The organism is Pelagimonas sp. (assembly GCF_050633425.1).
Taxonomy (GTDB): domain Bacteria; phylum Pseudomonadota; class Alphaproteobacteria; order Rhodobacterales; family Rhodobacteraceae; genus Pelagimonas.
This window is the reverse complement of record NZ_JBOEGM010000022.1, coordinates 141,266-159,754: the sequence shown is the minus strand read 5'-3', so window position 1 is coordinate 159,754 and position 18,489 is coordinate 141,266. Positions and strand designations below refer to the sequence as shown.

At 57.4% G+C, this 18,489-nt stretch carries 20 protein-coding genes; 4 read left to right on the top strand and 16 right to left on the bottom strand.

Features of this window, described 5'->3' with window-relative positions:
- Window positions 1-23 precede the first annotated feature (23 nt).
- From ACRBB0_RS19405 to ACRBB0_RS19395, 3 genes are all read left to right on the top strand, one after another.
- Window positions 24-443, top strand: a complete 420-nt coding sequence (locus tag ACRBB0_RS19405) for a PaaI family thioesterase (protein ID WP_431376117.1) — start codon at window positions 24-26, stop codon at window positions 441-443.
- 81 nt (window positions 444-524) lie between these two features.
- On the top strand, window positions 525-1,406 hold the full coding sequence (locus ACRBB0_RS19400; protein ID WP_431376116.1) for a M48 family metallopeptidase: 882 nt from the start codon (window positions 525-527) through the stop codon (window positions 1,404-1,406).
- Window positions 1,407-1,422: 16 nt separating this feature from the next.
- Complete coding sequence (locus tag ACRBB0_RS19395) at window positions 1,423-1,662, top strand: hypothetical protein (protein WP_431376115.1); 240 nt, start codon at window positions 1,423-1,425, stop codon at window positions 1,660-1,662.
- A 218-nt stretch (window positions 1,663-1,880) separates the two neighbouring features.
- On the opposite strand, the gene ACRBB0_RS19390 is transcribed toward ACRBB0_RS19395, so the two are convergent.
- From ACRBB0_RS19390 to ACRBB0_RS19365, 6 genes are all read right to left on the bottom strand, one after another.
- Window positions 1,881-2,510: a CDGSH iron-sulfur domain-containing protein gene (locus ACRBB0_RS19390; protein ID WP_431376114.1), complete on the bottom strand. Its 630-nt coding sequence runs from the start codon at window positions 2,508-2,510 to the stop codon at window positions 1,881-1,883.
- 232 nt (window positions 2,511-2,742) lie between these two features.
- Window positions 2,743-3,645 carry a bifunctional methylenetetrahydrofolate dehydrogenase/methenyltetrahydrofolate cyclohydrolase FolD gene (gene folD / locus ACRBB0_RS19385; protein ID WP_431376113.1) on the bottom strand — a complete coding sequence of 301 codons (903 nt, stop codon included), beginning with the start codon at window positions 3,643-3,645 and terminating at the stop codon, window positions 2,743-2,745.
- A gap of 11 nt (window positions 3,646-3,656) precedes the next feature.
- Window positions 3,657-4,550 carry a bifunctional 5,10-methylenetetrahydrofolate dehydrogenase/5,10-methenyltetrahydrofolate cyclohydrolase gene (locus tag ACRBB0_RS19380; RefSeq protein ID WP_431376112.1) on the bottom strand — a complete coding sequence of 298 codons (894 nt, stop codon included), beginning with the start codon at window positions 4,548-4,550 and terminating at the stop codon, window positions 3,657-3,659.
- 10 nt (window positions 4,551-4,560) lie between these two features.
- Window positions 4,561-4,887, bottom strand: a complete 327-nt coding sequence (locus ACRBB0_RS19375; protein WP_431376111.1) for a chorismate mutase — start codon at window positions 4,885-4,887, stop codon at window positions 4,561-4,563.
- 48 nt (window positions 4,888-4,935) lie between these two features.
- Entirely contained in the window at window positions 4,936-6,612 is a 1,677-nt protein-coding gene (locus tag ACRBB0_RS19370; protein WP_431376110.1) for a formate--tetrahydrofolate ligase, read from the bottom strand.
- A 161-nt stretch (window positions 6,613-6,773) separates the two neighbouring features.
- Window positions 6,774-7,358, bottom strand: coding sequence for an MOSC domain-containing protein (locus tag ACRBB0_RS19365; protein WP_431376109.1), 585 nt, complete (start codon window positions 7,356-7,358; stop codon window positions 6,774-6,776).
- Window positions 7,359-7,476: 118 nt separating this feature from the next.
- Here ACRBB0_RS19365 and ACRBB0_RS19360 point away from each other — a divergent pair, with 118 nt between their 5' ends.
- The gene (locus ACRBB0_RS19360) at window positions 7,477-8,259 is read left to right on the top strand and encodes a hypothetical protein (protein ID WP_431376108.1); all 783 of its coding nucleotides are present in this window, start codon (window positions 7,477-7,479) and stop codon (window positions 8,257-8,259) included.
- Here ACRBB0_RS19360 and ACRBB0_RS19355 read toward each other — a convergent pair.
- The 10 genes from ACRBB0_RS19355 to ybgC form a co-directional block, all read right to left on the bottom strand.
- Window positions 8,256-9,035 (bottom strand): methyltransferase domain-containing protein, encoded by a 780-nt coding sequence (locus tag ACRBB0_RS19355; protein WP_431376107.1) that lies wholly within the window; start codon window positions 9,033-9,035, stop codon window positions 8,256-8,258. The genes ACRBB0_RS19360 and ACRBB0_RS19355 overlap by 4 nt on opposite strands.
- The gene (gene ftsH / locus ACRBB0_RS19350) at window positions 9,032-10,951 is read right to left on the bottom strand and encodes an ATP-dependent zinc metalloprotease FtsH (RefSeq protein ID WP_431376106.1); all 1,920 of its coding nucleotides are present in this window, start codon (window positions 10,949-10,951) and stop codon (window positions 9,032-9,034) included. The genes ACRBB0_RS19355 and ftsH overlap by 4 nt, the downstream gene beginning before the upstream one ends.
- A gap of 90 nt (window positions 10,952-11,041) precedes the next feature.
- Entirely contained in the window at window positions 11,042-12,430 is a 1,389-nt protein-coding gene (gene tilS, locus ACRBB0_RS19345) for a tRNA lysidine(34) synthetase TilS (RefSeq protein WP_431376105.1), read from the bottom strand.
- A gap of 10 nt (window positions 12,431-12,440) precedes the next feature.
- Complete coding sequence (locus ACRBB0_RS19340) at window positions 12,441-13,283, bottom strand: tetratricopeptide repeat protein (protein ID WP_431376104.1); 843 nt, start codon at window positions 13,281-13,283, stop codon at window positions 12,441-12,443.
- Window positions 13,284-13,299: 16 nt separating this feature from the next.
- A complete protein-coding gene (gene pal, locus ACRBB0_RS19335; protein WP_431376103.1) occupies window positions 13,300-13,836 on the bottom strand; it encodes a peptidoglycan-associated lipoprotein Pal in 537 nt (178 codons plus the stop codon).
- A gap of 143 nt (window positions 13,837-13,979) precedes the next feature.
- Window positions 13,980-15,302 carry a Tol-Pal system beta propeller repeat protein TolB gene (gene tolB, locus ACRBB0_RS19330; protein ID WP_431376102.1) on the bottom strand — a complete coding sequence of 441 codons (1,323 nt, stop codon included), beginning with the start codon at window positions 15,300-15,302 and terminating at the stop codon, window positions 13,980-13,982.
- Between the two features lie 146 nt (window positions 15,303-15,448).
- Complete coding sequence (locus ACRBB0_RS19325) at window positions 15,449-16,603, bottom strand: cell envelope biogenesis protein TolA (protein ID WP_431376101.1); 1,155 nt, start codon at window positions 16,601-16,603, stop codon at window positions 15,449-15,451.
- 10 nt (window positions 16,604-16,613) lie between these two features.
- Window positions 16,614-17,093: a protein TolR gene (gene tolR / locus ACRBB0_RS19320; protein WP_431376100.1), complete on the bottom strand. Its 480-nt coding sequence runs from the start codon at window positions 17,091-17,093 to the stop codon at window positions 16,614-16,616.
- Window positions 17,094-17,096: 3 nt separating this feature from the next.
- Window positions 17,097-17,792, bottom strand: a complete 696-nt coding sequence (gene tolQ / locus ACRBB0_RS19315; protein ID WP_431376099.1) for a protein TolQ — start codon at window positions 17,790-17,792, stop codon at window positions 17,097-17,099.
- A 138-nt stretch (window positions 17,793-17,930) separates the two neighbouring features.
- Entirely contained in the window at window positions 17,931-18,317 is a 387-nt protein-coding gene (ybgC, locus tag ACRBB0_RS19310) for a tol-pal system-associated acyl-CoA thioesterase (protein ID WP_431376098.1), read from the bottom strand.
- Window positions 18,318-18,489 lie beyond the last annotated feature (172 nt).

Below are 18,489 nucleotides of genomic sequence, written 5' to 3'. Positions count from 1 at the left end.
CTCAGGCATGCTCGTCTCATGGTATGACAATAGAAGACCATATCCGCCGCGGCTTTGCGATGCAGAGCATGATGAAAACCATTGGTGCCAAGCTGACACATGTCGGCGAAGGGACGGTTGAAATCACCGCCCCCTTGTCGCCGGGTTTCTTGCAACATAACGGATTTGGCCATGCCGGCTTGACGTTTACACTTGGCGACACCGCCGCGGGTTGCGCCGCCATGACGCTTTTGGGCACCGATCAGGCCGTGGTCACATCCGAAATTGGTGTGCATTTGCTGTCACCAGCCATGGGTGATCTGTTGATTGCACGCGGCAAGGTCATCAAACCGGGCCGCCGCCAAATTGTGTCCTCATCAGATGTGTTTGCCGTCAAGGGCGGGACAGAAAAACACATTGCCACCCTAACGGGCACAATGGTCCCCATCGGGCTGGAAACCTAGGCACAACGCTTTGCACAGAACGCCAACCGTTATACACAAAAACCATGGCAGATTATCGTATTTGGTTCTTTGGTGTGGCGAATGAAACTGATCTCTCGGCTCAATCAGAAATTTGGCCACTCCATTCGCGATGCCGTTTTGCACGACATGGCCAACCGCACGTTTCGAGGACCAAGTCGGATCAAAACCGCAGCCAAAGTTTTTGCTGTCCTCATCCTCGCAAGCCCGGCCCTTGCTATGGGTATTGGGGGTTGGCTCATGGTTTTGGGTTATCCCAACGTCTTTGCCATGCTGGTTGGCGTCGTTTTTATTGCGGCGGGGTTCTATCTCTTTCCTCGCAGAACCAAAAACACCGACACAACCTATGGCCGGACGGATTGCCCAACGCTTTTCAGTTTGCTGGATCAAATTTCAAGCTGCATGGAGGCCCCTAAGGTCACCGGGCTTCATGTCTTTGACGAGGTCAACGCCTATATGGCCCGTTTTGGCAAAGACCAACATGTGCTCGGCATTGGCGCACCGCTTTGGCAAGCTTTGACCCCGGATCAGCGGCTTGCCATTCTCTCTCATGAGGTGGCCCATTTGATCAACAATGATCCCGCCCGAGGAGAGCTAACCGGCCATGCCATGATGACCTTGAGCCGCTGGAGCACCTTGTTTGATCCCCCCAAGTTGATTGACCATGGTAGAAATGAATTTGTGGTGATTGATGACCGGGGGGCCTATGGCCAGATCATCTCAAACCTGTTTGGGGGCGCAGTGGGTGCCCTGACCTTTGCCTATGAAAAACTGGTGTTTTCGGACAGTCAGCGGGCCGAATATCAGGCGGATATCAATGCGGCTTTGGTCGCTGGAAAGCCCGCCATGGCTTCAGCTCTGCAGATGTCAATTTTATCCCCCCTTGGCCGAAGATGCCCTCTCGCGGGTCCATTACAACGGCCGCGATCCAGTGTCGCTCTTTGAGACAATGGCCCACGCCATGCGCAATCCAGATCCTGACGCCAAAGACAGACTGATCCAAGAGGCGTTTGCCACGCTGCATACGGTGGATGCCACACATCCTCCGACACAGTTTCGGATCACATGCATCGGGGCATTGGAGGACAGCCTCCCAGATATTCGCGCGCAGGATATCGATTGGGGACAGATCGACCAAGAGCTTGCACCGGGCTTTGCCGTTGCCCAAGACAGGCTCTTGTCGCGTATCATTGTGCAATAACCCGCGACCGGGGCTTAGCGTCTGGCACCATTAATTCGTCGGCCACAACAAAGGAAACTGTCTGTGATCCACGGCTCGTTCTCCGAAGTCACGACTGGCGTCTGTCATGTTGTCTGTCAGGGTGTTTGTCAGGGCGGGTGTTTGTCAGGGCGACGTAAGCACGTCGCTGAGGTCGTGCAGCTCCCTTTGCCTTTGCGTGCGCGGGATCAACCCAGACCCTAGCCCTCGAACCCAATATCCTTGTGTGATCCGTCGCAAAAGGGCTTGGTCTTGGATGCGCCGCATCGGCAGATAAAGGCCCGTCGCATTTTGCCAAGGCCACGTCCGGTGCCGGTGGTGATCTCCATCGGCCCATCAAGTTTAAGCGGACCATTCGGCACCGCCGTAGCGATCAGCTTGCCGTCGTTCTCAATCGGGTCTTGGTTGGCATCGCTTTGCGGTTCTCCGGTTGCAGAAAACGCGGCTTCGACATGGGCATAGTCGCAAAACGGTTTGTTGGCGGAATGCCCGCACCGACACAGGGTCGCGCGTAACACCGCTTCACCTTCAACCTCAAGCGCACCTTGCACCGACACCGGCCCATTTTCATGCACCGTCACCCGGTTGATCGCCACGGGTGTTTCCTCTAACCCGCCATCTTTGCGCGAAAATGTCAGCGCACCAGAGGGGCATGTCCGCACCATCGCGGCGATCTCTTCGGCGGGCGCGGCATCGGGCGAAACCCAAGGCCGTCGGGCTGGGTCAAAGACCTGTGGCAGTTTCAAAAAGCAATTGCGGGCATGGATACAGCGCGACATGTCGAAAGTGATGTCGATATCATCGCCTGAATAGGTTTTGGCGCGGGGCATGGTGGCTCCTCCCTTTGGCTATGGCAAAGGTAGCCGAATGCCTGCGTTCGTCAATGAACCTTGGCGGCTGAACCCATTACAACCACTGAAAAAGGCGCGCCGTTCGCTGGCGCGCCCAAGTCTTTCTGGGCTAAGTCTTTCTGGCCCGAAACCTTCAAACCTATATCCTTGGGGGCAAAACGCCCGGCACCTCTGTGCTTACAAAGATAGGGTAGCCCCAGACTGTCATAGGTTACGCAGTCAAGCCTTCAGGCTCAGCCAAACCATTGGCGCGGCAACAGGCCGTCAGTGTATTGGCCAGCAAACAGGCGATGGTCATCGGGCCGACCCCACCGGGAACCGGCGTAATCGCACCGGCCACTTCGGCGCAGCTGGCATAATCGCAATCCCCAACAAGGCGCGTTTTACCTTCGCCCTTCTCAGGGGCGTCGATGCGGTTGATGCCCACATCAATCACCGTCGCGCCCGGTTTGATCCAATCACCTGTCACCATTTCGGCGCGACCCACGGCAGCGACAACGATATCGGCCTGTTTGCAAACCTCTTGTATGTCTTTGGTACGTGAATGCGCGATGGTCACGGTACAGCTATCGCGCAGCAACAGGTTGGCCATCGGCTTGCCCACAATGTTGGAGCGCCCAACGACAACGGCGTTTAGACCAGACAGAGAGCCGTGATGGTCACGCAGCATCATCAAACAGCCAAGCGGCGTGCAAGGCACCATGGATTTCTGACCGGTCGACAAAAGGCCAACGTTGGAAATGTGGAACCCATCAACGTCTTTGGCCGGATCAATGCGGTTGATCACCAGATCTTCGTTCAAGTGACCGGGCAAAGGCAGTTGCACCAAAATACCATGCACCGCCGGGTCGGCGTTGAGCTTATCAAGAAGCGCAAGCAGGTCTTCTTCGGACGTATCCACATCAAGCTTGTGCTCAAAGGAATTCATACCGCATTCGACGGTCATCTTGCCTTTGGACCGCACATAAACTTGGCTCGCGGGGTCTTCGCCAACCAGAACCACCGCCAAACCGGGGGTGATACCGTTTTCTTCTTTAATGCGGGTCACATGTTCGGCCACTTGGCCACGCACATTGGCCGCAAAGGCTTTGCCGTCGATCACTGTCGCTGTCATGTCATATCCTTTTAGATATCCGTCCGCGCATAGGCGTCTCGGTAGTGTTCCATCTGCATACGGGTCGCCAACACGGCGTTCTTCATCAATGTCGCCACGGTCACCGGGCCGACACCGCCGGGCACCGGCGTGATCCAACCCGCCACTTCGGCGCAGCTGTCAAAATCGGCGTCCCCAACGGTTTTCCCACCTTCGGGCGTTTCGATCCGGTTGATGCCGATGTCGATCAGCGCCGCGCCGGGTTTGAGCATATCGCCCGTCACCAGACCCGGCTTGCCCACCGCGACAAACACCGCATCTGCGGCGCGGCTATGCATGGCAACAGACCGGGTCATATGATGGCACACGGTGACCGTCGCCCCAAGGCCCATCATCAAAAACGCAATCGGCTTGCCGACGATCTCAGAGTGCCCAATCACGGTGACGTTCAACCCTTCCATATCCATGGGCAGGGTTTTCAAAATCTCAACTGCCGCAACGGCCGTACAGGGGCCAAGTGCCAGATCGTTATAGACAATGTTGCCGATAGAGGCCGGGTGCATGCCCTCTACATCCTTGAGCGGATGCACCATTTTTTGCAGCACTTTCACCGGGATGTGTTCGGGCAAAGGGCGTTGAATGATGATGCCGTTGACGCGCGGATCGGCGTTCAAACCCTGCAAAATCCCGGTCATCTGCTCAAGCGAGGTTTCGCTGGGATAGCTGCGGGCCTCAAACTCAACCCCGGCGGAATTGGCACTACGTTGCTGGTTGCGCACATAAAGTTCGGCCGCGGCGGTATCACCCACACTGATCGAGACAAGCTTGGGGGCCCAGCCCGCGTCGCTCAGGGCGGCCGCGTCTTTGGCGACCTCGGCGCGCATGTCCGCTGCGATGGATTTTCCGTCAATGAGTGCAGCGCGCATGGCTTGCCTTTCAGTCTAGTTTGATCGTCTGCGCCTCGCGCGCAATCGACCAATCAATCAAATGCCGCCAAAGCACCTCGACCAACTCCGGGTCAAGCTGTTGCTCGACTGCGGCGGCCTTGACCTTGGCCACAACGTCTTCGACACGGGCGGGAATATTGGCCGGCAATCCAGCCCCCGTCTTGATCTCAACCGCGCGGTCAATATAGCCCATCCGCTTTTTCAAAAGGCTAATCAGGTCGCGATCCAGCGCATCAATCTGAGTGCGCAGGCTCGCCATATTAGGGCAATCGGCGGGGTCTAACATGCTGTGTCCATCCAAAGATTTCACAGCCATGCCCTACCCCGCCGAGCGACAGTTCGCAATCCAATCGTTCCGGTCTTTTTAGAACAGACCTTCGACCAGCCCCTCTTCGTTGATGCGGATGTTTTCCGCCGCTGGTTTGCGGGGCAGACCGGGCATGGTCATGATTTCACCGCAGATGACAACGATAAACCCGGCACCCGCGCTCAGGCGAACTTCGCGGACCGGAACCGAATGGCCGGTGGGCGCGCCGCGCAAATTTGGATCGGTGCTAAAGGAATACTGGGTTTTCGCCATACATACCGGCAGATGGCCATACCCGGCCTCTTCCCAGGCGCGCAGTTGATCGCGGATTTTCTTGTCGGCAATCACCTCGTCCGCCCGATAGATCGAGGTCGCGATCCGCTCGATTTTCTCGAACAATGGCAGCTCGTCCTTGTAGAGCGGCGCAAATTGCGACACGCCTGCATCGGCGATTTCGGCCACGCGGGTGGCAAGCGCCTTGGTGCCTTCAGAGCCTTTTTCCCAGTGCTGGCACAGGATCGCTTCTGCGCCTTGGGTTTCCACATAGTCGATGACCGCCTGCACTTCGGCATCGGTGTCGGTGACAAAATGGTTGATGCCCACAACAACCGGCACGCCGAATTGCTTGAGGTTGCCGATGTGACGCCCAAGGTTGGAACAGCCTTCGTTGACCGCATCCACGTTTTCCGCACCCAGATCGGCTTTGGCCACGCCGCCGTTCATTTTCATCGCCCGGATGGTGGCAACCAAAACCACCACATCGGGGGCAAGACCGGCTTTGCGGCACTTGATATTCATGAACTTTTCAGCGCCCAGATCGGCCCCAAAGCCCGCTTCGGTCACAACATAATCGGCCAATTTCAGCGCGGTTGTTGTCGCGGTGACCGAGTTACAACCATGCGCGATGTTGGCGAATGGACCACCATGCACAAAGGCCGGGTTGTTTTCGAGGGTCTGAACAAGGTTCGGTTGCATCGCATCGCGCAGCAACACGGTCATCGCACCATCGGCCTTGATGTCACGGGCATAAATGGGCGAGCGGTCACGGCGATAAGCGACGATCATGTCACCCAGACGGGTTTGCAGATCGTTCAGATCTTTGGCAAGGCAGAGGATCGCCATCACTTCAGACGCCACGGTGATGTCAAACCCGGTCTGACGCGGGAAGCCGTTGGCAACCCCACCAAGCGAGGTCACGGTATCCCGCAGTGCGCGGTCGTTCATGTCAAGCACGCGGCGCCACGTCACGCGGCGCTCGTCGATCTCAAGCTCATTGCCCCAATAGATGTGGTTGTCGATCATCGCTGACAGCAGGTTGTGCGCCGAGGTGATCGCATGGAAATCCCCGGTAAAGTGGAGGTTCATCTCCTCCATCGGCACGATCTGCGCCATGCCACCACCGGCGGCGCCCCCCTTCATGCCAAAGTTCGGCCCAAGCGAGGCTTCGCGGATACAGACCATGGCGTTTTTGCCGATGGCGTTCAGACCGTCACCCAGACCAACGGTTGTTGTGGTCTTGCCTTCACCCGCAGGCGTCGGGTTGATCGCGGTCACAAGGATCAGCTTGCCGTTTTCACGATCCTGAACCGAGTTGATGAACTCTTGGCTGACCTTGGCCTTGTCATGACCGTATGGCAGCAAATGTTCGGCGTCGATGCCAAGCTTGGCGCCGATTTCCATGATCGGCTTTTTCTTGGCCTCACGGGCGATTTCGATGTCGGTTTTAAAAGCCATCTTTGCGATCCCTGTCGAAATTTCATGTGTCGTTGTTCCACGCATATCGTGGGAAACGGCAGCACGGGACAGCGAATCCGACATTTCTATGCGTCGGAGCGGCGCAATCAAAACCCAGAGCGAGCGGATCGGAAACCGGTGTTGCCGCTCCGCGCCTTTTGTTAGCTGGTTTGCGGGGCCCAGGCGCGTTGATCCGGGATATGCAATCTCAGCCTGTCACCAAGTGTCAGGGTGCCGGGGCGTTCAACCCATGCCGTCACACCGCGCCGATTTGCGGCGGCCGGTTTGAATTTTGGACCATAGCCGGGCATATCTGCCTCGATCTCTTTGCCCGGAAAAATGCAGGGACGGTTGTTCATATCAATGACGAGTGTCGTGCCGTTTTCCGCCTGCAACCGCGACGAGGGCGGCACAAAACTGAAATCGGCAATACCTTCGATCACAAGCGAGATACCCAGCCATTCTGGCAAGATCGCCTCAAGGCCCATATCTGCCGCAATGGCATCCAGCTCTTCTTGGGACAGGACCGACAGTTGGCGGACATTGGCGATCTCGGTGCCGCGCGCATGTTGTGAAGTGACACGGCTACACGAGGGCCGCGTGCGCCCGCCGTGTTTTTCACCGACCGGCCCGTCCCAATCCAAGTCAAGGCTCGGCGATTTTCTGGCACGCAGACCATCCCCATCCGGCACAACACCGACCCAGGTGACCGTTGCAAAATGTTCTGTTGGCTTTAAGGCGGGCATTACATATCAATCCTTTGGGTCGCTTATGACACGGCACTAAATAGAGCGATCATTTATGTTTCAAGGTCTGAAATTGTTTTTCCAAGCCCTCGGCCTTGTGTTGGGTCAGGGTCGATATTTGCTGCTGATATCTTCTCCGATCATCCTTGTTGAGAACATCATTGTCTTTTCGGTTTTATTCTTTGTGCCACCACCCGAAGTCACGCCTGGCCTATCGGATTGGCTGATATGGTTGGTGGCCATGGTCGGGATGTTTGCTTTGATCATCATCGGCGCAACGTTGAACGCCATCGGCTGGCATCGCATCATAGCCCACCCAAATCGCAAAATAGCCTTGCCAGACATGCGCCGCTTCCCGGTTGTGACCTATATAAAGAATGGGTTTGTGATCGCACTGCCCAGTCTCGTGGTCTTTGCGATCCTCGCAGGTGCCGTCCGTTGGGTTATGGCCCTTGGACTGAATTCTTGGCTGATGCGATCTGGCTCTCTTTGGGCATGGAAAGCATTTACCTTTTACGAGGACTATTTTACGCAATATTTGTTTCTATTGATCTTTTCAGTGTTTGGCCTTGGTTTTCCTGCGGTTGCGCTAGGACACAGCCTTGGATTTCGTGATGCCATACGCGGCGGCCTGTCACAGTTTGCCAAAGTTTGGGGCGCGATAACGACGCTCACGCTGACAATATTCGTTCTAGAGAGCTTTGTTATTTCTCCGGTACTGTACTGGCTATGGACACCGGAAACCTACGCGCAACTGGACATTCCCAGAGCCGTTTTTCAAGTCGGTTTGGCGATGTTGTACGTGCCTGTTTCGATTGCGATCCTCACGCTGACCTACTTGACGTCGGCCGGTGAAAACCAGCATGGGCAAAGTGAGGATGGCCAGCCTAAGCCAGCCTAAGAGCGTGTCAAAATCATAAACATCCGCCGGAATGGAAACAAAACCGTTCCATCCTCGCCCGATGGGTAGGCCGAACCGATCACCGCTTCATAGGCTTGTATCAGGCGCTCTTTTTCGGCGGGCTCCAGCTTTTGCAAAATCGGCAAACCATAGGTGGATTCGGTAAAGCGACGAACAGGGTGACCCGTATCAGCCGGTTCCAGCACCTGATAGTACTCGGTCTCCCATAGGCTTAAATCGCCCAAAGGGCCAAGCAAATGGTAATAATTGGCAGGCGGCAACACACTTGGGCCATCATCAAAGTCGATCCGACCCGGCCAGAATTCTTCGGCAAGGCTTTTCCAGATGTGATGTGATGGGGCGTGGTTTTGGTGCGGCACCTGAAGCGCCAGTACACCGCCCGGAGCCAGCTCATTCACCAATCGCGGCAGAATATCAGCGTGATTTGGCACCCATTGCAAAGCCGCATTTGAAAAAATCAGCGCTGGGGCGGTTTCGCCGCTCCAGGTGCTGATGTCTGTCTGGGTCAGCGTGTCATAGACACCGGTCTTTTGGGCTTCGGCCAGCATCTCTTCACTGTTATCCACGCCCATGAGTGGCCGTCCAAACCCGGCCAAGGCCTCGCCAACTGAGCCTGAACCACAGCCCAAATCGACAATGGGCCCCTCCGGCAAAGCCGGAAGAGCCCTGATAAGATCAAGCGCCGGGCGCAACCTGAGGCGTTTAAAGCGAAGATACGCTTCGGGGTTCCAAGTTGCGCTGGCCTTTGTCGTCATGCGTTTGGTTCCGGCTCCATATCACCGTCTCCTGCCGGTTTGGCTTTGGATTTGGTTTTCGGAATGGCCGTCAGGCTTGGCTTGTCAGCTTCTGCCCCGCTGCCGCTGTCGTCATCCTCAGAATGCGGCGGCTCACCGCGCATCACCCGCTGAATTTCCTCGCCGGTCAGGGTTTCATATTCCAACAACCCCTGTGCCAGACGTTCGAAATCTTCTTGGCGTTCCAGAATGATTTCACGCGCCCAGTCATAACCCGCCTGAATAAAGCCGCGGACTTCTTCTTCGATCAGCTCTTTGGTATGGGCCGAAACAGACAGGCCAGCGGTGTTGCCCTGATAGCCTTCTGCGGCTTCGCGGTAATCAATGTTGCCGATCTTGTCAGACATGCCCCATTGCAGCACCATCGCCCGCGCCAAACCTGACGCTTGCTGAATATCGCCAGCAGGCCCGTTTGACACCTGATCTTCACCGTATTTGATGATCTCAGCCGCTTTGCCCGCCATGGTCATGGCAAGACGCTGGTGGCATTCGTCTTTGAACATGTTCAGACGGTCAATCTCAGGCAAGCTCATCACCATGCCCAAGGCACCGCCGCGTGGAATGATTGTCGCCTTATAAACCGGATCGCATTTTGGCAGGTGAATCCCGACCAAAGCGTGGCCCGCTTCGTGATAGGCGGTCATTTCCTTTTGCTCATCGGTCAAAACCATGCTGCGGCGCTCGGCCCCCATCATGACCTTATCCTTGGCCTGCTCAAAATCTTCCATTGTCACAAAGCGACGACCAACCCGCGCCGCCATCAAGGCCGCTTCGTTCACAAGGTTGGCCAGATCAGCACCCGAGAAACCCGGTGTTCCGCGCGCGATGATGCGCAGATCAACATCGGGGCCCAGCGGGATTTTACGGGCATGCACGCCCAAAATCTTGTCGCGGCCCTTGATATCTGGGTTCGGCACGGTGACCTGACGGTCAAACCGGCCCGGACGCAGCAGCGCTGGGTCAAGCACGTCACGGCGGTTGGTGGCCGCAACGATGATCACACCTTCGTTGGCTTCAAAGCCGTCCATTTCAACCAGCAGCTGGTTAAGCGTCTGTTCGCGCTCGTCGTTACCACCGCCATAACCTTGACCACGGGCGCGGCCCACGGCGTCGATTTCGTCGATGAACACGATACACGGCGCGTTTTTCTTGGCCTGTTCGAACATGTCGCGCACACGGGACGCGCCCACACCCACAAACATTTCAACAAAGTCAGAACCTGAAATGGTAAAGAACGGCACACCGGCCTCGCCTGCGATGGCCCGCGCCAGCAGGGTTTTACCAGTCCCGGGAGGGCCAACGAGAAGCGCGCCTTTGGGGATCTTACCGCCAAGGCGGCTGAATTTTTGCGGGTTGCGCAGGAATTCGACGATCTCTTCCAGTTCTTCTTTGGCTTCGTCAATGCCGGCCACGTCGTCAAACGTCACACGGCCTTGCTTTTCGGTCAGCAGCTTGGCTTTGGACTTGCCAAACCCCATCGCGCCACCTTTGCCGCCGCCCTGCATGCGGTTCATGAAATAAATCCACACACCGATCAAAAGCAGGAAGGGCAGAAGGCCAATGATAAAGGACTGAAAGCCAGATTGCTCTTGCTGTTCGGCCCATGTCGGAACGTCATTTTCGATCAGCAATTCTGTGATGGCGTGATCTTCGGGCTTGATGGCGACATGATCCGCGCCATCCGAGGTCCGATAGCGCACCTGTTCGCCATCAATGACGACCGAGTCGACGGTTTTGCCTTCAACTGCGGACACGAAGTCTGAATAGCTCGCCTCCTTGCTTTGCAAAGTTGTTCCGCTACCGGAAAACAGGCTGAAAAGTGCAAGGATCAGCACAAAGAGTACGATCCAAAAAGCGATATTACGAGCGTTGCCCAAGGAAGATCCCCCAAGTGACGGCAAAAGAAGTCGGATGCACGTTGCGCATTCCGGGCGTTGTGTCACAACATAGACATGAAACGCAGCACTTCAATGCGAAAGAAGGAAGCGGTCAAAGCTATGTCCCGATTGACCAAACGGGTTGAGCGAAATCGGATGGTTCGGCCCGATGCCCAAAGCGCGACAGGCCAGCAATTTGTCCCCCTGCCACAGCGACGGTAAACTTCGCGCCGCATGGTAAGGTATTGGCGTCTCTTTCTTTTCAGCAACATGTTGCCACCCCGCATCCCCAAGCGCGCGCAGGGTACACGGCTGATCGCCTATCGGCGAAATCAGCCAACGACCGTCCCAAATCTGTTGATGTTTCAAGGGGATCGCCAGATGCGTCAGCGCCTTTTCTTCTCGAAAAATGCGCAGGTTTTCTTTTTCGACCCGAAGTTCGCAGCCATGAAGCGTGCCCCCACCTCCGGCCAAACCACGCTCCAACAGCTCTTCCAGCGCCGCTTCACGTGGACGATATGAGGCTGAACTGACCCATTGCAGCGCGGCTGCCAACAGTCGCAACTGGGTGTCGCGCTCGATCTTGGCCAACCCGTCCCGGTTCAGCAAAAGATCGCCTGTGACGGCGTGATCGGTCTGCCCTTCGGTGCCGATGGCGCTCCAGACGTGGCGGGCACGTTGGGCCAAGGCCTCTTGGGCGCGGCGCAGACGATGGGCCGTTTCGGCCAAAAGATCCGCGCCAAACCCCTGCGGTTCCAATTCCCCCAGCAAACGACGCATCCGAACCCGGTCATATTTGAGATCATCATTCGACGGGTCATCCGCCCAGGGGGTTTTGAGAACCCTGTTATAATGGCGCAGTTCTTGACGGCGCATAGACAAGCAGGGGCGCAGGATTTGATAAGAAGAACCGGATCGCACGCCCCCCGCGTGATGCGGATCGGATCGTGGCGGCATATCGCCGGTGCAATCCGCGGTGCCTAGGGGCATCATGTCACCAGAAGACCGAAAGACCCGACGCGCGCGCATCGCTGCCAAACCTTCGACGCCCGACCCCCGCTTCAACCGCATCAGGAATGTTTCGGCCAGATCATCCTGCGTATGAGCGACCAGCACATGGTCCAAATCGCCCCGCCAGCGATTAATCAGGTGCAGCCGAGCGGCCCGCGCGGCGTCTTGCAAGTTGCCTTTACCATCCCAATGCCAGCGCAATGTCGCATGCGGATGCCCAAGGCTCTTGCATTCATTGGCGACCATGGCTGCCTCATCGGCACTGGCCGCACGCAGGCCGTGATCGACGGTGACAACCCAAAGCTTAACTCCCCAGACCCGCGTCCAGTTATGCGCCAGCGCCAACATCGCCATGCTGTCACCACCGCCAGACACGGCCAGCGCAATGTCGCTCGGAAAGTCGGGCCCCAAAAGCTGGCCCATCGCCTCTGCAAAGCGTTGGTCCAGATTGGGCAGGTCTTTTGTCACAGGTCTTGGGTCACTGGCAGCCGAGGGCCGCACGGCTTTGATCGGCCTGAGCAATAAAGTCAGAGCCGGGATAGCGGCCTGCGACCTCACCCAATGTCACACAGGCTTCGGGTTTTGAGCCCAAAGCCCCCAGCGATACACCCAAGCGCCAAAGCGCCTCTGGGGCGACCTGATCGTCAGGGAAACCAGAATAGGCGCTTAGGTATCGGCGCGCGGCTTCGCGGGTGTCACCGCCGCCATCCAACGCCCGGCCTTCACCGACCAAGGCCGCAGCCTCAAGCGGCCCCAGGGGATAGGTCTCCCGAAACACGGCAAACAATTGCGCAGCGCCGCTGAAATCGCCATTGTTCAGAGCCTTTTGGGCATCCAGAAAATCAGCCTCTTCGCTCACGGCCAATTCGCCAGCGCCAAACAAAAGCCCGTCTGTCGGCACATCCAGCGCAGGTGCAGGCGCAACAACGGGCACGGCATCGCCGCCCAAAGGCGCGCTGGTGTCCAGCGTAGAAATATCGCATCCCGGCTCAAGGTCACAGAGACGGAATTGCAGATCGCCAAGCCGGTTCGTGCCATCGCGGGTCACCTGTGTGATGCGATGTTCCAATTGCTCGGTCTTGGCGGTGATGCGCTGCAATTGCGTTTCAATCGACGTGATCCGCTCAAGCTGATCCCCCGCAATTGCGACCCCGCTCCCGCCTGTTGTGCTCAGCTCGCGCTTGAGCTTTTGCAACTCAACCGACAAGACCACCATGTCCTGACGGATATCCGCCAAGGTTTGATCACTTTGAGCCTGCACCGACGTTCCGGCAAGCAACAGGGCCAAAACCGGCCCAAAGGCAAAGGAGACACGCATCATCTTATCCTGTTAGAACTTAACCCGTTAGTCCGGCCGACAAAATTGTCACGGCACGGCGATTCTTGGCATAACACGCTTCGGCCGAGCACACCTCAAGCGGGCGTTCTTTACCGTAGCTGACAAATTTCAAACGTGATCCGGGCACGCCTTTGGACACCAGATATTCCATCACCGCATTGGCGCGGCGGGCCCCAAGCGCAAGGTTATACTGACGTGTGCCCTGTTCATCCGCATGACCCTCGATCACTGCGAGATAATCTGAATTGAGCAATAGCCATTCGGCCTGACGGTCCAGCGTGGCGCGCCCTTCGGCGGTCAGCGAAGATTGATCAACCAGAAACAGCACACGATCTCCGACCCGTTGCTGAAAATGCGCGACCGAGGCCGGATCATCGGCACTACCGGGGGCATAGCCGGGGGCCGGGGCAACCGTGCCCGCGCCGGGGCCGTCCTGGCCGTCACCGAACCGATTGGCGTTGGTGCAGGCCGCCAGACCAAGCGCCGCCACCAGTAAAACCGCCTTGGGCAAAACTGCTTTGGGGAAATGTGTCATTGTCTCTCGTCCTGCTCTATCTCTTTTGGCCCGCGTTCGGGCCCTGTTTTGAGGCTCTCTTTGCGCAACCTATCACAGCTCTGCGCCAGCGGGAATCCGCTTCGTTTTTCTGTGCAAAGCTCTGCCGACCCCCATCCAGCCCTTTATTGCAAAGGCCCCCAGCTGGGATCGGACCCCCCGGCAGGTGTGCGCACGCGTTTCAAGTTTCGTCCTGAAATATCAACTGAATACAACGCCGAAGCCCCCTGTGCGCCCTGCGTTTCGCGGGCAAACATCAACACACGGCCATTCGGAGCCCAGCTTGGCCCTTCGTCCAAAAACGACGCCGTCAGCACCCGTTCTTCAGAGCCATCGGTGCGCATCACGCCAATGTGAAAGCGCCCTTCGTACTGTTTGGTAAAGGCAATCAAGTCACCGCGCGGTGACCAAACCGGGGTGCCATAGCGCCCTTTACCAAAGCTGATCCGCACCGCTTCCCCGCCATTTGCGGGCATGACATATAGCTGCTGAGTGCCGCTGCGGTCGCTTTCAAACACGATCTGGCTGCCGTCAGGCTTATAGCTTGGCGCGGTTTCAATCGCCGGTGAAACAGATAGACGACGGGTGCCACCACTGGCCACATCCATCGCCCAAATATCGGTGTTTGACCCTTGGGTCAGCGAATAAACCACCGTGCGCCCGTCTGGTGAAAAGCGTGGGGCAAAGCTCATGACGCCATCATTGGCTTGCAAAATCCGACTGCGCACATCGCCTACGGTCAACACATGCACGCGCGGAAATCCAGTTTCATATGAGGTGTACAGCACCCGGTCACCCGAGGGCGAAAAGCGCGGGGCCAGAACAATCGACCGGCTGTCGGTCAGATATTGCACATTCGCACCGTCGTAATCCATCACGGCCAACCGCTTGGCACGCTCGTTCTTGGGGCCAGTTTCAGACACAAAAACAACGCGGCTGTCGAAATACGGGCTTTCACCGGTCAGGCGCGAATAGACCTGATCGGCCACCTTATGCGCCAAACGCCGCCACCCATCAGCGGTCGAGGCAAATTGCATGCCCTCGCCCAATTCTTGCCCGGCAAACACGTCCCAGACACGGAATTTAACGATGATACGCCCTGCGCCATCGGTGCTGACACCGCCGGTGATTAGGGCTTGCGAATTGATCGCCTTCCAATCGGCGAATTGCACCGGCGCGCCAAAGCTGGACACAGTGCTAATATGCGCATCGCGGGGGATTTCTCGGAACAATCCGGTTCCGGTCAGGTCTTCGGCGATCAACCGGCTGATGTTTTCCGAATGCGCCATGGCTTCGGATGTTTCGGGGACAAAGTTGGGCACCGCATAGGGCATCGGCTCCACAACACCAGTGTCAAGCTTGAGCTTAAGGGGCCCTTCTGCCGAGGCCGAGACGGGGATCAGCGCCAGCATGACTGCCAGCAACATGTGTACCAGACGGGTGTGCATCGTGGTCCCTCCTCGGGAACTGCTCTTAACTTTGATCGCGGGTCTGTGCCCGTTTGGCTGTATCTTAGCCATATTTTGCTTGGTAACAAACACTCTTGCGCGGCGGAATTGGCGGGGAATTGCGCAAAACATCACTCACCACCGCCTTAACGCGACCGCATTTGCGAAGGGTCAAAGGTCATTTCGACCTGTTTCCATTGGTCATATTTTTCTGCAGGCAGATCGTAACCGCCGTTTTCCACATCGCAGCGTAACACAGCCAAGCGGGCTTTTTGAAAAGCCGCTTCAACCGCCGCGTCACTGCCGCCCTGCGCAGAAATCATATGTAATGTGCCCGAGACAACCTTGCCGTTCCGGTCAAGATCAAAACCCAGCGTGATTGTCACATTGGCCGACTGGCTGCCAACATCAACGATCCAACAGGCTTCAACGGCCAGTTTCAGACCCTCTTTTTCGCCGCGCGACAAAGGCGGGCCGGATGAGCTGTCATCATCGCTGCCAGCCGCCAAGGCCTCGGCCAAAGCGGCGTTCAGAACATCTTCTGCACTTGGTGCGCTTGGCTCTGCGGCGGCAGGCTCATCCGCAGGTTCAGGCGCGGCGGCCGCCGTGCGCTGAGGACGGGCCTGCGGACGCAATGACGTTTTGGGCGCACCAGACGGTTTCTCGGCCTCGGTTACAATTTCGGACGCGGTTTCTTCTGGGGCTGTGGCCTCTCGGGCCTCTTCGGCCACATCGGCGCTATCGGCATCCGGGGATACCGCGCGTTGCGTTTCTTCGGCGACCACGGTGTCCGGCTCAGGCGGTGCCACGGGCGTTGGCGCGACACGCGGGGCGGGGCGCGGTTTGGGGCGCAAAGACCGGCTTGGGGCAGCGGTACTAGGCAAAGGTGCCGGCTCTGGTGCAGGCGGCACATCAGGCTCCGGCTCGGGTGGGATCAAGACAGGTGGCGTGTCCACGACCTCGGCAGGCGTTGGTGGTTCGGGCACAACCGGCAAGGGTTCGGGGGCGGGTTGCGGCACGGGCTGAGGTTCAGGCTGCGGGGTTGGCGCAGGGTCCGGGCGCGGCGTCGGGCGCACAGGTTCGGGGTCAGGCTCAGGAGGGGGCGTAGGCTGGACCGGCGCAGGTTGCGGGGCCTCAGGCGCGGGACTGTTTTGGGTCAGGGCCGCGAAATCAGCTTCGGAGATCACCGAGACATTCGCCACTTCAATGTCTGGCGGGGAGGACTGAAACAGCCCCCCAAACAGCAACCATCCGATTGCCAGGGCATGTGCCCCACCTGATATATATAGCCCGCGTTGCACCTCAGCGCCTTTAGTTTTCTGGGCCGTTTAAGGCAGGTCCGCCCACATCGGTCACCAGACCGATCGATGAAAACCCACCGGCGTTCAACGCGCCCATGATTTGGGCGACCTCTTCGTAGCGCACCACACCATCGGCGCGCAAATAGACCCGATCATCCGAGCGTTCCGCCGCAATGGCGCGCAGGCGCGGGATCAAATCTTCGCGCGTAATCTCGGTGCTTTGGATAAGCACAGTGCCATCGGCGGCAATCGAAACGGTCAGCGGTTCTTCGGTTTCCTGCGGCAGCGCCTGTGCTGCGGTTTTGGGCAATTCAACCGGAACACCAACCGTCAAAAGCGGAGCGGCCACCATGAAGATGATCAGCAAAACCAACATGACATCTACGAAAGGTGTGACGTTGATCTCTGACATCGGAGCGGCCTTGCCCCGGCGTCCACGTCTGCGGCGGCTTCCACCGCCCCCGCCGTTTTTTACGACACCCGCGCCCATGGCTTAGGAATCCAACTGGCGGCTGAGGATGGTCGAAAACTCATCTGCAAAGCTTTCATAGCCTGCAATGATGCGGTCACTGTCGGCGGACAACTTGTTGTAAAACACAACCGCCGGGATCGCCGCCATCAGGCCAAGACCCGTTGCCAAAAGCGCTTCGGCGATGCCGGGGGCAACCACCACAAGCGATGTGTTTTGTTGCTGTGCGATTTCGATAAAGGCGTTCATGATGCCAAACACCGTCCCAAACAGGCCGATAAACGGCGCGGTTGACCCGACCGTTGCCAATACCGGCAGACCCTTTTGGAGTGCTTCGGCTTCTTTTTGGATCGACACATCCATGCTTCGGTCAATGCGGCTTTGGGCGTTGGCGATCAGCCCGCCATCATCGCGATGACTGCGCCGCCATTCCATCATGCCCGCAGCAAAAACCCGTTCGGCCCGGCCCTTTGGCTCAACACCGACCTGATCAAACAGCTCGTCCAAGGGCTCTCCAGACCAAAATGCCTTGTCGAATTGATCCGCTTCTTTGCGGGCTTTCCGATAGGACATCAGCTTGTCGAAAATAATCGCCCATGACCAGACTGAGGCGATGATCAGTACCAGCATGACCAGTTTAACGGTCAGTGTGGCGCGTGCGAATAACCCCCACATGGAGAAATCTATCTCCTGCGCTAGGGCAAGCGTTTCTGCTTCCATGAACCTGCTCTTTTTCCTGACGGCCCTTGTTTATGGGCTCTGATTACTTGAACTGTTAGCGCATTTGCAGGGGAAAGGCTACTCCCGCTGCATCAAATCAGGCAAACTGGTGCGCGATTCCCTGCCGAGGGGCGCTGATCAGTGGACCGATTTGCGCAATTGCCGGGGCAGCCGTGTTGGTTGACCCTCAAGGTTCATACATACCGCCGTCACTTCGGCACGAAACACCACATCACCGTCGCGCAGAACCTCTTGGCCCATAATCAGGCGCACGCCGCTTAGGGAACGCACCACGGTTTGCACTTCCAGCTCGTCATCAAATTTAGCGGCCGCCAGATAATCAGCCTCAATACGGCGCACGACAAACACAACACCTTCTTCTCGCATGGTGTTTTGATCCAACCCCATCTCCTTGACCCAGTCGGATCGCGCCCGTTCAATGAATTTCAAATAATTGGCGTGATAAACAATCCCGGCCATATCTGTGTCTTCGTAATAGACGCGCAGGGAAAAACGATGTGTCATCTGTTGAAAACTCCAAGATTTGAGCGCAGCGTAGGACCGCAATCAAGCGCACGCAAGTCTTGGCGCAACACGATTTTTCGCCGAAAAATCGCCGCCCGCCGCAAGAGCTGCGCGCCCCTCATGCATCGCGCCCTCCCTCAAATCCTCTCACCCCGTCACCTGCAACCCTTGT

What these genes read in the sequence shown, in the direction of transcription:
- ACRBB0_RS19405 (WP_431376117.1), top strand. Translation starts at nt 24, where the DNA reads ATGACAATAGAAGACCATATCCGCCGCGGCTTTGCGATGCAGAGCATG.
- ACRBB0_RS19400 (WP_431376116.1), top strand. Translation starts at nt 525, where the DNA reads ATGAAACTGATCTCTCGGCTCAATCAGAAATTTGGCCACTCCATTCGC.
- ACRBB0_RS19395 (WP_431376115.1), top strand. Translation starts at nt 1,423, where the DNA reads ATGCGCAATCCAGATCCTGACGCCAAAGACAGACTGATCCAAGAGGCG.
- ACRBB0_RS19390 (WP_431376114.1), bottom strand. Translation starts at nt 2,510, where the DNA reads ATGCCCCGCGCCAAAACCTATTCAGGCGATGATATCGACATCACTTTC.
- folD (WP_431376113.1), bottom strand. Translation starts at nt 3,645, where the DNA reads ATGACAGCGACAGTGATCGACGGCAAAGCCTTTGCGGCCAATGTGCGT.
- ACRBB0_RS19380 (WP_431376112.1), bottom strand. Translation starts at nt 4,550, where the DNA reads ATGCGCGCTGCACTCATTGACGGAAAATCCATCGCAGCGGACATGCGC.
- ACRBB0_RS19375 (WP_431376111.1), bottom strand. Translation starts at nt 4,887, where the DNA reads ATGGCTGTGAAATCTTTGGATGGACACAGCATGTTAGACCCCGCCGAT.
- ACRBB0_RS19370 (WP_431376110.1), bottom strand. Translation starts at nt 6,612, where the DNA reads ATGGCTTTTAAAACCGACATCGAAATCGCCCGTGAGGCCAAGAAAAAG.
- ACRBB0_RS19365 (WP_431376109.1), bottom strand. Translation starts at nt 7,358, where the DNA reads ATGCCCGCCTTAAAGCCAACAGAACATTTTGCAACGGTCACCTGGGTC.
- ACRBB0_RS19355 (WP_431376107.1), bottom strand. Translation starts at nt 9,035, where the DNA reads ATGACGACAAAGGCCAGCGCAACTTGGAACCCCGAAGCGTATCTTCGC.
- ACRBB0_RS19340 (WP_431376104.1), bottom strand. Translation starts at nt 13,283, where the DNA reads ATGATGCGTGTCTCCTTTGCCTTTGGGCCGGTTTTGGCCCTGTTGCTT.
- pal (WP_431376103.1), bottom strand. Translation starts at nt 13,836, where the DNA reads ATGACACATTTCCCCAAAGCAGTTTTGCCCAAGGCGGTTTTACTGGTG.
- tolB (WP_431376102.1), bottom strand. Translation starts at nt 15,302, where the DNA reads ATGCACACCCGTCTGGTACACATGTTGCTGGCAGTCATGCTGGCGCTG.
- tolR (WP_431376100.1), bottom strand. Translation starts at nt 17,093, where the DNA reads ATGGGCGCGGGTGTCGTAAAAAACGGCGGGGGCGGTGGAAGCCGCCGC.
- tolQ (WP_431376099.1), bottom strand. Translation starts at nt 17,792, where the DNA reads ATGGAAGCAGAAACGCTTGCCCTAGCGCAGGAGATAGATTTCTCCATG.
- ybgC (WP_431376098.1), bottom strand. Translation starts at nt 18,317, where the DNA reads ATGACACATCGTTTTTCCCTGCGCGTCTATTACGAAGACACAGATATG.